This is a genomic window from Sagittula sp., assembly GCF_052825245.1.
In genome coordinates this window covers 12506-25881 of record NZ_JBRBWD010000034.1, presented here as the reverse complement: position 1 = coordinate 25881, position 13376 = coordinate 12506, and the positions used below count along the sequence as shown (strand labels likewise).

The 13376-nt window shown below is 66.7% G+C and carries 12 protein-coding genes; all 12 read left to right on the top strand.

Translation table 11 applies throughout. The features are described from left to right. Positions 1-247 precede the first annotated feature (247 nt). Positions 248-1303 carry a TRAP transporter substrate-binding protein gene (locus ACU0DV_RS15080; RefSeq protein ID WP_100931020.1) on the top strand — a complete coding sequence of 352 codons (1056 nt, stop codon included), beginning with the start codon at positions 248-250 and terminating at the stop codon, positions 1301-1303. A gap of 76 nt (positions 1304-1379) precedes the next feature. After that, complete coding sequence (locus ACU0DV_RS15075; RefSeq protein ID WP_283980581.1) at positions 1380-1973, top strand: TRAP transporter small permease; 594 nt, start codon at positions 1380-1382, stop codon at positions 1971-1973. After that, a complete protein-coding gene (locus tag ACU0DV_RS15070; protein ID WP_100930003.1) occupies positions 1970-3286 on the top strand; it encodes a TRAP transporter large permease in 1317 nt (438 codons plus the stop codon). The genes ACU0DV_RS15075 and ACU0DV_RS15070 overlap by 4 nt, the downstream gene beginning before the upstream one ends. A gap of 247 nt (positions 3287-3533) precedes the next feature. Further along, positions 3534-4295: an SDR family NAD(P)-dependent oxidoreductase gene (locus ACU0DV_RS15065; RefSeq protein ID WP_100930004.1), complete on the top strand. Its 762-nt coding sequence runs from the start codon at positions 3534-3536 to the stop codon at positions 4293-4295. Positions 4296-4315: 20 nt separating this feature from the next. Beyond that, positions 4316-6103: a feruloyl-CoA synthase gene (locus ACU0DV_RS15060; protein WP_446242536.1), complete on the top strand. Its 1788-nt coding sequence runs from the start codon at positions 4316-4318 to the stop codon at positions 6101-6103. A gap of 535 nt (positions 6104-6638) precedes the next feature. Beyond that, positions 6639-8210 (top strand): benzoate-CoA ligase family protein, encoded by a 1572-nt coding sequence (locus ACU0DV_RS15055; RefSeq protein ID WP_446242535.1) that lies wholly within the window; start codon positions 6639-6641, stop codon positions 8208-8210. Then, positions 8207-9013 (top strand): alpha/beta fold hydrolase, encoded by an 807-nt coding sequence (locus ACU0DV_RS15050; RefSeq protein WP_370311142.1) that lies wholly within the window; start codon positions 8207-8209, stop codon positions 9011-9013. The genes ACU0DV_RS15055 and ACU0DV_RS15050 overlap by 4 nt, the downstream gene beginning before the upstream one ends. Next, entirely contained in the window at positions 9010-9393 is a 384-nt protein-coding gene (locus ACU0DV_RS15045; RefSeq protein WP_446242534.1) for a DUF309 domain-containing protein, read from the top strand. The genes ACU0DV_RS15050 and ACU0DV_RS15045 overlap by 4 nt, the downstream gene beginning before the upstream one ends. Before the next feature lie 112 nt (positions 9394-9505). Further along, entirely contained in the window at positions 9506-11167 is a 1662-nt protein-coding gene (gene boxC / locus ACU0DV_RS15040; protein WP_446242533.1) for a 2,3-epoxybenzoyl-CoA dihydrolase, read from the top strand. Between the two features lie 88 nt (positions 11168-11255). Next, positions 11256-12707, top strand: a complete 1452-nt coding sequence (boxB, locus tag ACU0DV_RS15035; protein ID WP_283980576.1) for a benzoyl-CoA 2,3-epoxidase subunit BoxB — start codon at positions 11256-11258, stop codon at positions 12705-12707. A gap of 70 nt (positions 12708-12777) precedes the next feature. Beyond that, a complete protein-coding gene (locus tag ACU0DV_RS15030; protein WP_100930011.1) occupies positions 12778-13158 on the top strand; it encodes a nuclear transport factor 2 family protein in 381 nt (126 codons plus the stop codon). Between the two features lie 32 nt (positions 13159-13190). Next, entirely contained in the window at positions 13191-13364 is a 174-nt protein-coding gene (locus ACU0DV_RS15025) for a hypothetical protein (protein ID WP_157815031.1), read from the top strand. Positions 13365-13376 lie beyond the last annotated feature (12 nt).

The following is a 13376-nucleotide window of genomic DNA, read 5'->3' as shown; positions in this document are numbered from 1 at the left end:
GACGTGCCGTCTGATCGCCGTGCATGGCGGTGTGCGGCACCTGTCCGGGGTGCAGGAGCCTGCGCGGATGGGCTGCGATGCGGATCATGCAATGCGTATCGCCGCCGGAGCACAGACCCGAAACCACATGCACAGACCGACCAAGGCCTTGCCGCGGCAGACAGGCACCGCCATTGTCGCGCGGCCGGGCGCCAGGAACTAGAACGCAGCCCGCAAAAGGGCTTCCGGTCATTCAGGGAGGAACATGATGACCACTCGCAGAACTTTCATTGGTGCTGCCGCGGCCTTGACCACGGCACTGCTGACCACGACCTCGGCCATGGCGCAGGAGGTCACGCTGACCCTGCACCAATTCCTGCCCGCACAGGCGAACGTGCCGAAGGACGTTCTGGACGTCTGGGCCGACAACGTCGAGGAGGCGTCCGACGGCCGCATCGAGATCGAGCGCTACCCCTCCATGCAGCTGGGCGGCACCCCGCCGGAGCTCATGGACCAGGCCATCGACGGCATCGCCGACATCGTCTGGACCGTGGTGGGCTACACGCCGGGCCGCTACCCCTCGACCGAGGTGTTCGAGCTGCCGTTCATGGTGTCCGACGCCCGCGCGGCGTCCTACGCCTACTGGAAGATGTTCGAGGAGCACATGCAGGACGGTGAGTTCGCCGACCTCAAGATCCTCGGCACCTGGGTGCACGGCCCGGGCATGTTCCACACCAACAAGCCGGTCACCGTACCCTCCGACCTCGAGGGCATGAAGATCCGCGGCGGGTCGCGCCTCGTGAACGACCTGCTGACCCGCGTCGGCGCGGAGCCCATCGGCATGCCGGTCCCGGCCGTGTCCGAGGCGCTGTCCAAGGGTGTGATCGACGGCACCACCATCCCGTGGGAAGTGACCTCGGCCCTGAAGGTCCCGGAACTGGTGAAGAACCACACCGAGTTCGACGGCCCCGCGCTCTATAACCTGACGTTCGTCCTGGCGATGAACAAGGACGCCTACGAGGGCCTGCCGGAAGACCTGCAGCAGGTGATCGACGACAACTCCGGCCTCGCCTTCTCGATCTACGCGGGCGGCACGCAGGCCGACGCGGACGGCCCGGCCCGCCAGATCGCCGTGGACCTCGGCAACAACATCATCACCGTGTCCGAAGAAGACGCGGCGAAGTGGGATGAGCTGGTCAACCCGATCTACGAGAGCTGGGTGGCGGAGATGAAGGACAAGGGCATCGACGGCCAAGCCCTGATCGACGAGGCCAAAGCCCTGATGGAGGAATACGATCCCTCCATGGACACCTACGGCAAGTGAGCCGTGCCCGGGGCCGCGCAGACCCGCGCGGCCCCGGATTCACCCTTTGTAATCCGAGAGTTGGGGGAAAGCTGCGATGGCCGGTCTGCACCGCATCGTCCTGGGCCTTGCACGCCTGATGGCGCTTCTTGGCGGGGCGCTGCTGACGCTACTGATCCTGATCACCTGCCTGTCGATCATCGGCCGGGCGGGGAACTCCCTGCTGCATGCGATGGCGAGCGCGGGGGTCCTGCCGGGACTGGCGCAGGGGCTGATCGACTGGGGCATCGGCGCGATCCCCGGCGACTTCGAACTGGTCGAGGCGGGCATGGCGTTCTGCATCTTTGCCTTCCTGCCGTTCTGCACGGTGACGGGCGGGCATGCCTCCGTCGACGTGTTCACCAACTTCCTGCCGCGCACCGCCAACCGGGTGCTTGAGGTCCTGATCTCCATCCTCTTCGCCGTGGTGCTGGTGGTGATCGCCGTGCAGCTCGAACAGGGCATGGCGCGCAAGATCTCCTCCGGGCAGACCACGCTGCTGCTGCAGTTCCCGGTCTGGTGGGCCTATGCCATCAGCCTTGCCGGGGCCGTCGTGACAGCCGTGATCGGCGTCTACATGGCGTTTGTGCGCATCTACGAACTTATGACCGGGCGCGTGATCGCCCCGAACGCTGTGGGAGCGGACCATTGAGCAATCTCGAGATCGGCATCTGGTCCTTCCCGGCGCTGCTGCTTCTGATCTTCCTGCGCGTGCCGATCGGGCTGGCCATGTTCTCGGCGGGCTTCGCGGGCATGTGGCTGGTGATGGGCAACACCCGGCTGCCGATGGCGCAGCTGAAGGACCTGGCCTATTCGACCTTCTCCAACTACTCGCTGTCCATCGTGCCGATGTTCCTGCTGATGGGGTACTTCGCGACCCTCGGCGGCATGAGCCAGGCGCTGTTCAAGGCGGCGGAATCCTGGCTGGGGCACCGGCGCGGCGGGGTGGCCATGGCGGCCATCGGCGCCTGCGCTGGGTTCGGCGCGATCTGCGGATCGTCGCTGGCCACCGCCGCCACCATGAGCCGCGTCGCCCTGCCGGAGCTGAAGCGTTACGGCTACGACGGCGGCTTTTCGACCGCGACGCTGGCCGCGGGCGGCACGCTGGGCATCCTGATCCCGCCCTCGGTCGTGCTGGTGATCTACGCGATCCTGACCGAGCAGAACATCGCCAAGCTGTTCCTCGCGGCCTTCGTGCCGGGCGTGCTGGCCGCCATCGGCTACATGATCGCCGTCTCCGTCTACGTGCGCGTGAACCCCAAGAGCGCCGGTGTCCGCGAGCCGCAGCCCATGTCCGACCGCATCCGCGCGATGATCGACGTCTGGCCGGTGCTGCTGGTCTTCGTCGCGGTGGTCGGCGGCATCTACGGCGGCATCTTCACCCCGACCGAAGGCGCGGCCGTCGGTGCACTTGGAACGGGTATCATTGCGCTGGTTAACAGGGGCCTGACGTGGCGCACGCTGCTGGAGAGTTTCACCGACACGGCGCGGTCTTCGGCGATGATCTTCTTCATCGTGCTGGGGGCGGCCTTCTACAATGCCTTCCTCGCCCGGACGCGCCTGCCGCAGGAGCTGTCGTCCTGGGTGGTGGAGCTGGGCCTTTCGCCCATCGCGGTGCTGGCGGTGATCCTGATCGTCTACCTGATCCTCGGCTGCTTCATGGACAGCCTGTCGATGATCCTGCTGACCATCCCGATCTTCTTCCCGGTGATCTCGGCGCTGGACTTCGGCCTGTCGCCGGAGAACACGGCGATCTGGTTCGGCATCCTCGTGCTGATCGTGGTGGAGGTCGGTCTGATCACGCCACCGGTGGGGATGAACCTCTTCGTCATCAACGCGATGAGCCCGGAAACCCCCATGGTGAAGACCTATTCGGCGGTGCTTTACTACGTGGTCTCCGACCTGGTGCGGGTGGTGCTGCTGGTGGCCTTCCCGGCGATCACGCTGTTCCTGCTGCCGGGCTGAGGAAAGGACAGGCGGAGTGAAACTCCGCCCTACGTCCTGTCGGCCCGTGCGGCTGGCGGGGCGATACGACAAAACGGTTTCGCGCGCGTCCGGCAGGCCGGGCACGCGGATGGCCATCGGGGAAGGGGCTCTGCCCCGCTCGGCCCTTGAAGCGCCTATGCGGCGCTTCACCGCTGCGCGGGAGGTCCTCGCCCCCCGAGGTATTTGGACAAGGTGAAGCAGCGGGGCTGCGAAGGAGGATCATCCTATGAAGATTTCGGGACAGGTTGCGATCGTGACCGGCGGAGCAAGCGGGCTGGGCGCCGCCACGGCGCGGCGGCTGGCGGCAGAAGGCGCAAAGGTCGGGATCCTCGATTTCGACGGCGACGGCGCCGCGGCCATGGCGCGCGAGATCGGCGGCATGGCGGTCAAGACGGATGTGGGGCTCGAGGCGTCGGTTGCCGATGCGGTGGCGGAGGTCAAGCAGCGGCTGGGCGCGCCGCGGATCGCCGTGTCCTGCGCCGGGATCGGGCTGGCGGGCCGGGTCGTGGGGCGTGACGGCGCGCTGTCGACGGACCTGTTCGAGAAGACGATCCGGGTGAACCTGATGGGCACCTACTACGTGATGAGCCATGCGGCGCGCGAGATGATGGCGCTGGAGCCGCTGGAGAGCGGCGAGCGCGGGGTTGTGGTCAACACCGCGTCCGTCGCCTACGAGGACGGGCAGATCGGGCAGGTGGCCTATTCGGCATCGAAGGGGGCCATCGCGTCGATGTGCCTGCCGGCGGCGCGCGAGATGGCGAAGCAGGGCGTGCGCGTCATGGCCATCGCGCCGGGCCTGTTCAACACGCCGATGATGGAGGGGCTGCCGCAGGAGACGGTGGACGGGATCGTGGCGAACGTGCCCTTCCCGCACCGTCTGGGCGATCCGGCGGAATATGCGCAGCTTGTCTGTCAGATCCTCGAAAGCCCCTACCTGAACGGCTCCGTCATCCGTCTGGATGGCGCTGTGCGGTTGCCGCAGCGCTGATCTTTCCAAGGGGATAGGCCATGGACTTGACGTATCGCGCGCACAAGGTCGTGCGGGAGGACCGGGCCGACGGGTCGATCCTGCTGACCTCGGGCTACGAGATGAGCCCGGTTGCCGCAAGGACCGGCGACTGGGTGGACCGCTGGGCCCGCGAGGCCCCCGAGCGGGTGTTCATCGCGGAGCGGTCCGGCGCGGGCTGGCGCGAGGTGAGTTATGCCGAGACGCGGGAGCGGGTGCGCGCGCTGGCGGCGGCGCTTCTGGCGCGCGGCATGGGGCCTGAGACGCCGATCGTGGTGATTTCGGGCAACGGCGTGGACCACGGGTTGCTGACACTTGCGGCGCAATACGTGGGGGTTCCGACGGTGCCGCTGGCCGAGCAATACGCGCTGATCCCGGAGGCGCGGGGCCAGTTGCGGCACTGCGTCGAGGTGGTCCGGCCCGCGATGGTCTTTGCCGACGACGGGGAACGCTACGGCGATGCGCTGGCGCTGGAGATTTTCGAGGGACTCGAGAAGGTTGTGTCGCGCAATGCACGTGCCGGCATGACCGCGCTGGAGACGATGACGGGCGGTTCGGACGTGGGTGTGGACGCGGCGGCTCAGGAGGTGGGCCCGGATACCGTGGCCAAGTTCCTGATGACCTCCGGTTCGACCTCGCATCCCAAGGCGGTGGTGACGACGCAGCGGATGATGTGTGCCAACCAGGCGCAGTTGCTCGACGCCCTGCCGTTCCTTGGAGAGAAGCCGCCGCGGATCGTCGACTGGCTGCCGTGGAACCATGTCTTCGGCGGGTCGCACAACTTCAACATGATGCTGGCGAATGGTGGCGCGCTTTACGTCGATGGTGGCAAGCCGACGCCTGCGCTGATCGGAAAGAGCATCGAAAACAACCGCTTGATCGGCGGAACGCTGGCCTTCAACGTGCCGGTGGGCTTTGCGCAGATGTGCGGGGCGATGAAGGCGGACGCGGAGCTGCGGCAGAGGTATTTCGAGGAACTGGACATGGTGTTCTATGCGGGGGCGTCGCTGCCGCAGGACGTCTGGGACGACCTCGAGACCATGGCGCGCGAGGTGCGGGGGGAAGTGCCGCTGATGATCTCCTCCTGGGGGCTGACGGAGACCGGACCGGCCTGCCTGATCCAGCATGAACCGACCGAACGCTCCGGGATCGTCGGCGTGCCGATGACCGGGGTCGAGGTGAAGCTCTTGCCGGACGCCGAGCTGCGCTGCGAGATCCGGGTGCGCGGGCCGAACATCATGCCGGGCTACCTGAACGATCCGCAGAAGACCGCGGAGGCCTTTGACGAGGAAGGGTTTTTCCTGACGGGCGACGCGATGAAGTTCGTCGATCCGGACGACCTGGACAAGGGCATGAAGTTCGACGGGCGGATATCGGAGGACTTCAAGCTGCTGACCGGGACATGGGTGCGCGCCGCGAACCTGCGGCTGGAATTGTTGAAGGATCTCAGTCCACTGGTGCAGGATCTTGTGGTGTGCGGTGCGGACCGCAACGAGATCGGCGTGCTGATCTTCCCGTCGCGCGCGGCGCTCGACATGGGCGTGCCCGAAGGGCCGCTGGTCTGGTCGGAGCGGCTGGCGGGGGCGGTGGCGGAAAAGCTGCGGGCGCGGGGGGAGCACGGGTCGGCGACGCGGGTGACGCGGGCGCTGGTGATGAGCGAACCTCCGTCGATGGGCGACGGCGAGGTCACGGCCAAGGGGAATCTCAACTTCCGCAAGGTGCAGAAACGGAGAGAGGCTTTGGTTTCAAGGCTTTACGACAATGCCGACCGGCACGTGGTGCGAATCTGAAGCGTTAACCTGCGTTGACGAAACCTGCGGGGTTCCGGGACCGCGCGGAGGGGTTAATCCGCCGTGCGCCCGGAGGACCACCGCATGTTGTGGGGCCTCGGCGCCGCGTCCACACCGGATGAACGGATCTTAACCATTGGCCCCGGCGCGTTATGGGACGAACCGGCCGTTTCGACCCCCCGAAACGGCCGGTTGGTAACCTTTGGCGCCCGGCGGGCCGTTGCCGGTGTTGCGCGGGACGGGCCCGTTTTAACTTCTGTGCCGAACCGCTGGCGCCGGGCAGGTGGCGGGGGGCGGGCGTCGTGAAACCCCGCCCTGCGCGGCGGCGCATATGCCCCGGCCGGACCGCGACGACAAATCCCGAAATCATGACCCTTATTGGCATTATATTGCTAAAACGTATCTGCGCGACCCATATTTGTTTGCCCACGGATAATATCTTGGCAATATAGCGCACAAGCGACTCTGGGAGGAGGACCCCGGAGGCCATCTGAGGGGAGAACCCGGGGGCATCCCCGGGCGCTGGGAGGACAACATGACAGAAAATCAGAATGCGGCGCTGCATTTCGTGGACCGCCACCTGAGCGAAGGCCGTGCCGACAAGGTCGCCTTTCGCGAGGCAGCCGGGAAGACACGCAGCCTGACCTACGGAAAACTGGCGGAACGCTCGGACCTCGTGGCCGGGGCGCTGGGCGCGGCGGGTATCCAGCCGGAGCAGCGGGTGGCCTGCCTCGTGCTGGACCAGATCGAGTACCCGGAAATCTTCTGGGGCGCGCTCAAGGCCCATGTGATCCCCATCGCGCTGAACACGCTGCTGACGCCGGAGACCTATGACTTCATCCTGCGCGACAGCCGCGCGGTCTGCCTGTTCGTCTCGCGTGAGCTTTACGACGCGGTGAAGCCGGTGCTGGCGGAGAACCCCTACCTGCGGCACGTGGTGGTGATCGGTGACGACACGCCCGAGGGGTGCCTGAACTACGAACGCTGCCTTGAGGGCGCGGAGGCCGCGCCGGTGGCGCAGGTGAGCGAGGACGAATGTGCCTTTTGGCTCTATTCCTCGGGCTCCACCGGGCAGCCGAAGGGGGTGCGCCACGTGCATGGCGCGCTGAAGGCCACGGCGGACACCTACGGCGCGCAGGTGCTGGGCATCCGCGAGGACGACGTGGTGTTTTCCGTTGCCAAGATCTTCTTCGCCTACGGGCTGGGCAACGCCATGACCTTTCCGATGTCGGTGGGCGCGACGACGATCCTGTTCAACGGGCGGCCGGTGCCGGACGTGGCGGCGCAGATCATCCGCGACGAGAAGCCCACGATCTTCTGCGGGGTGCCGACGCTTTATGCCGCGACGGTGCACTGGCTGGAAAAGCACGGCGTGCCGGAGCACCGGCTGCGCGCCTGCATCTCGGCGGGCGAGGCGCTGCCGACGGAAGTGGGCAACGCCTGGCTGCGGCTGTGGGGGGTGGATATCCTCGACGGCGTGGGGTCGACCGAGATGCTGCACATCTTCCTGTCGAACCGGCCCGGCGACGTGGTCTACGGCACCTCCGGCATGGCGGTTCCGGGATACGAATTGCGCTGCGTCGACGAGGACGGCAACCAGATCCTGCCCGGCGGCGTGGGCGAGCTGCTGGTGCGCGGGGCCTCTGCGGCGGAGGGATACTGGAACAAGCGGTCGAAAAGCCGCGCGACCTTCGAGGGCGAGTGGACGCGCACCGGCGACAAGTACGAGATCACCGAGGAGGGGCGCTTTGTCTACTGCGGGCGCACCGACGACATGTTCAAGGTGTCGGGCATATGGGTGTCGCCCTTCGAGGTGGAGCAGGCGCTGGTGGCACATCCCGGCGTGCTGGAGGCGGCGGTCGTGCCGTGGCGCGACGAGGACGATCTGGAAAAGCCCAAGGCCTTCGTCGTGCTGAAGGAGGGCGCGGATGCGGCCGCGGTCACCGGCGCGCTGAAGGAGTTCGTCAAGGCGCGGGTCGGCGCGTGGAAGTATCCGCGCTGGGTGGAGGTGGTGGAGGACCTGCCGAAGACCGCCACCGGCAAGATCCAGCGCTTCAAACTCAGGGCGCAGGCGGCGCCAAAGAAGGACATGGAGGGCGTGGCATGACTTGGCCGGTTGAGATCAGGGCAGGCGGCAAGCGGCTGGAATGTGCAGGCTTCGGGCCGGGGCCGGATGAGGCGCCGACGCTGGTGCTGCTGCACGAGGGGCTGGGGTCGCTGGCGTTGTGGCGGGATTTCCCGGAACGGCTGGCCAAGGCCACCGGCTGGGGTGTCTTCGTCTGGTCGCGCGCGGGCTATGGCCGGTCCGAGGCGGCGGAGCTGCCGCGCCCGCTCGACTACATGACGCGGGAGGCGGTCGATGTGCTGCCGGAGGTGCTGGATGCCATCGGTTTCCGGCGCGGCGTGCTGATGGGCCATTCCGATGGCGCGACGATCGCCGCGGAATACGCGGGCTCGGTCGAGGATTTCCGGGTGCGCGGGCTGGTGCTGATGGCGCCGCATTTCTTCACCGAACCCGGGGGGCTGGCGTCAATCGCGGAGGCGAAGGAGGCCTTTGCCTCGGGCGGTCTGCGCGAGAAGATGGCGAAGTACCACGACGACCCGGAGGCCACCTTCCGCGGCTGGAACGACGCCTGGCTGGCGCCGGGGTTCCGCGACTGGCACGTGGGCGAGGTGATCGACTACTGGCGGGTGCCCTGCCTGGCGATACAGGGGGCAGATGACCAGTACGGCACGCTGGCGCAGATCCGCGAGATCGAGAGCCGGTCCTATGCGCCGGTGGACACGGTGATCCTGCCGGGGGTGAAACACGCCCCGCAGGCGGAGGCGCCGGAGGCGGTGCTGGAGGCGGTGGCCGAGTTCTGCGCGCGGCTTGCGCGGATCGAGGCGGCGGAGCCGGAGCTGGCGTGAGCTTCACGCCCTATGTGCCGGGCCGGACTCCGCGGCCGCCGGACGGTGCCTATGACGCCTTGAAGGAGGTCTCGGTCCCCTTGTCGGACTGCCGCGCCTGGCGTGAGGGGCTGCGGTTCTACCGGGAGGGGGCCTTCTGGGAGGCGCATGAGGTCTGGGAGGCGGTCTGGATGGCCGCGCCCGAGAAGTCGGCGGAGAAGCTGATGGTGCAGGGTGTCATCCAGCTGGCCAACGCGCGGCTGAAGCGCCGGATGGGGCGCGACGCGGCGGCAGAGCGGCTGGAGGGCATGGCGCGGGACCTGATGCGCGAAGCCTGGGCGCGGGCCGGCGGGGCGGTGATGGGCGTGGCACCGGGTGATGGCGGGATTTGTGAATTATAATGCATTAATCGCGTGAGGATGGTCATAATTTTGGTACTATAGTGCGAAAACAGCATTGAGGGCACAGGTTTTTGCGGTATAGTGCCAGCAAGCGCGGGAGGAGAATACGGCGATGACGAAGCGAATCGATTTCCAGGTCGATCCCACGGCCTACAAGCACTGGAAGGTGCATTACGACGGTCCGGTGGCGCACCTGCACATGGATGTCGACGAGAACGGCGGGCTGTTCGACGGCTACCAGCTGAAGATGAACTCCTACGACCTGGGCGTCGACATCGAGCTCGCGGACATCGTGCAGCGGATGCGGTTCGAGCACCCGGAGGTCAAGGTCGTGGTGATGAAGTCCGACAAGGACCGGATCTTCTGCGCGGGCGCCAACATCCGCATGCTGGGCGGGGCCAAGCATTCGCACAAGGTGAACTTCTGCAAGTTCACCAACGAGACGCGCAACACCTTCGAGGCGGCGGAAGAGGACAGCGGCCAGAAGTACATCGCGGCGGTCAAGGGCGCCTGCGCGGGCGGCGGCTACGAGCTGGCGCTGGCCTGCAACCACATCATGCTGACCGACGATTCCTCGTCTTCCGTGTCGCTGCCGGAGGTGCCGCTGCTGGCGGTGCTGCCGGGGACGGGCGGGCTGACCCGGGTGACCGACAAGCGCAAGGTGCGCCGCGACCGGGCGGATGTGTTCTGCTCGACCGAGGAGGGGGTGCGCGGCAAGCGGGCGCAGGAATGGAAGCTGGTCGACGAGGTGATCCCCAACTCGAAATTCGACGCGACGGTGGAGGAGCGGGCGAAGGAATTCGCGGCGGCCTCGAAGAAGAAGGATGTCGGCAAGGGCATCGTGCTGACGCCGCTGGACCGGACGTTCCACGAGGACGGTTCCGTCACCTATTCGACCGTGGAGGTTCAGGCCAACCGCGCGGGCCGCACGGTGACGATCACCGTGAAGGGCCCGGAGGGCGAGGCGCCCGCCGACATGGCGGCGTTCGAGGCCGAGGGCGACCAGTCCTGGATGCTGCGGGCGGCGCGCGAACTCGACGACGCGATCCTGCACCTGCGGCTGAACGAGCCGGAGCTGGGCCTGATGGTCTTCAAGACGCAGGGCGATCCGGAGAAGCTCCTGGCGCATGAGGCGCTGCTGATGTCCGACAAGGCGCACTGGCTGGCCAACGAGGTGCTGCAGTACTGGAAACGGGTGCTGAAGCGGGTCGACGTGACCTCGCGCTCGATGGTGGCGCTGGTGGAGCACGGGTCGTGCTTTGCGGGTGTGCTGGCCGAACTGCTCTGGGCCGTGGACCGCAGCTACATGATGGAAGACGAGTTCGAGGGCGACAACCGGCCCATCGCCACCGTCACGCTGTCGGACGCCAACTTCGGCCCGATGCCGATGGCGAACGGGCTGACGCGGCTGCAGACCCGGTTCCTCGACGACGATGATGCGCTGGGCGTCTGCGCGGAAGCGAAGGGCGAGGCGCTGGAGGCCGAGGCGGCGGAGGAAGCCGGCCTTGTCACCATGATCCTCGACGACATCGACTGGGAGGACGAGATCCGCATCTTCCTCGAGGAGCGGGCGTCCTTCAGCCCCGACGCGATGACGGGGATGGAGGCGAACCTGCGCTTCGCAGGACCGGAGACCATGGAGACCCGGATCTTCGGCCGCCTGACCGCCTGGCAGAACTGGATCTTCATCCGCCCGAACGCCGTGGGCGAGAACGGGGCGCTGCAGCGCTACGGCACCGGCGTGCGGGGCGAATACAACATGGAGCGCGTGTAACGGCGCGAGGCAGAAGACTTTTCGGACGAAAAGTCTTTGAGGGGCAGAGTTTTCGACGAAAACTCTGCATCACCGAGGAGGACTTGGAATGCTTGACCTGATCAACGTGAGCTACGACACCCAGATTCCGAACAACGTCGGGCTCTCCGGTGACAAGAAGGTGCTGAAGGCGCTGGAGCGCTGGCACCCGGGCTACATCAACTGGTGGAACGACCTGATCCCGCAGAACTTCCAGGAATCGATGGTCTACCTGCGGACCGCCGTGTCGGTCGATCCCAAGGGCTGGGCGAAGTTCGATTACGTGAAGATGCCGGAGTACCGCTGGGGCGTCCTTCTGGCGCCGCAGGTCGAGGACCGGCGCATTCCCTGTGGCGAGCATGCGGGCCAGCCCGCGTGGCAGGAGGTGCCGGGCGAGTACCGCAACATGCTCAAGCGCCTGATCGTGATCCAGGGCGACACGGAGCCGGGCTCGGTCGAACAGCAGCGGTTCCTGGGGCTTACCGCGCCGTCGCTTTACGACATGCGCAACCTCTTCCAGGTGAACGTGGAGGAGGGCCGTCACCTCTGGGCGATGGTCTACCTGCTGTTCAAGTATTTCGGCAAGGACGGGCGCGAGGAGGCGGACGACCTGCTGCGCCGCTCTTCGGGGTCGGACGAGGCGCCGCGGATGCTGGGCGCCTTCAACGAGGAGACGCCGGACTGGCTGTCGTTCTTCATGTTCACCTATTTCACCGACCGTGACGGCAAGATGCAGCTTGAGAGCTTGGCGCAGTCGGGCTTCGACCCGCTGTCGCGCACCTGCCGCTTCATGCTGACCGAGGAAGCGCACCACATGTTCGTGGGCGAGACCGGCGTGGGCCGCACGATCCAGGCGACCTGCGAGGCGATGAACAAGGCGGGGATCACCGATCCCTACGACATCCACAAGATCCGCGAGATGGGCGTGATCGACCTGCCGACGATCCAGAAGAAGCTGAACCTGCATTACACGCTGTCGCTGGACCTCTTCGGGCAGGAGGTGTCGACCAACGCCGCCAATGCCTTCAACGCGGGGATCAAGGGCCGCTACATGGAGACCCGGATCGACGACGACCACCAGCTGAAGGGCGACACCTACGTGGTGCGCACCGTCAAGGACGGTCTGATCGTCGCCGAGGAGGTGCCGGCGCTGACCGCGATCAACATGCGTCTGCGCGACGATTACGTGCGCGATGCGGCGGGCGGCGTGGGCCGCTGGAACAAGGCGATCGAGAAGGCCGGGATCGATTTCCAGTTGACCCTGCCGCACGAGGCGTTTCACCGCCAGATCGGCATCTTCTCGGCGATCAAGGCCGATCCGGAGGGCAACATCCTGTCCGAGGACGACTGGGCGAAGCGCCGCGACGAATGGCTGCCGTCGAAGGCCGACGGCGATTTCATCCAGTCGCTGATGAAGCCGTGTTACGAGCCGGGGCAGTTCGCCTCGTGGATCGCGCCGCCGAAGGTCGGGATCGACAACAAGCCGGGCGACTTCGAGTACGTCAAGCTGCACATGGCCTGAGGCCGCGGGCCGGGTCCGGGGGCGCGCGCGGCGTGGCCCCGGACCTTCGGAAGGACAGGAGAGGGCTGCGATGAGCGACCCGGCGACCAACACGGCCAGTGCCAAGGCCTTCTACGACATGATGTTCAACCAGTGTCGTCCGAGGGAGGCCGTCGCGGCCTACGTGGGTGCCGAGTACATCCAGCACAACCCGCATGTCGCCTCCGGCAAGGAGGGGTTCATCGCCTACTTCGAGCGGATGGCCCGGGAGTATCCCGGCAAGCGGGTGGAATTCGTGCGCACGGTGGCGGAGGGGGACCTGGTGGTCCTGCACTGTCACCAGGTCTGGCCCGACGAAGAATACGCGGGCATCGACATCTTCCGTTTCGACGCGGCGGGCCGGATCGTGGAGCACTGGGATGTGCTGCAGGTGCTGCCCGAGACATCCGCGCACGGCAACGGGATGTTCTGAGAGACATTGAAACGGGTCGGGAGGGCCTTGGGATGCAGATGGAACGCAAGATCGGCCACGCACCGCGCGTGGCGGCACTGGGCGAGGAGTTCCTTGCCGGACAGGGGGGATGCCCGGGGTGCATCGGCTGCACGGGCTGCCGCGGGCTTTGTGCGCAGCTGATCGAGATGCTCTCGGTCCCCGAGGCGGTGCTGCGCCGCGACTGAGCGCGGCCCTGG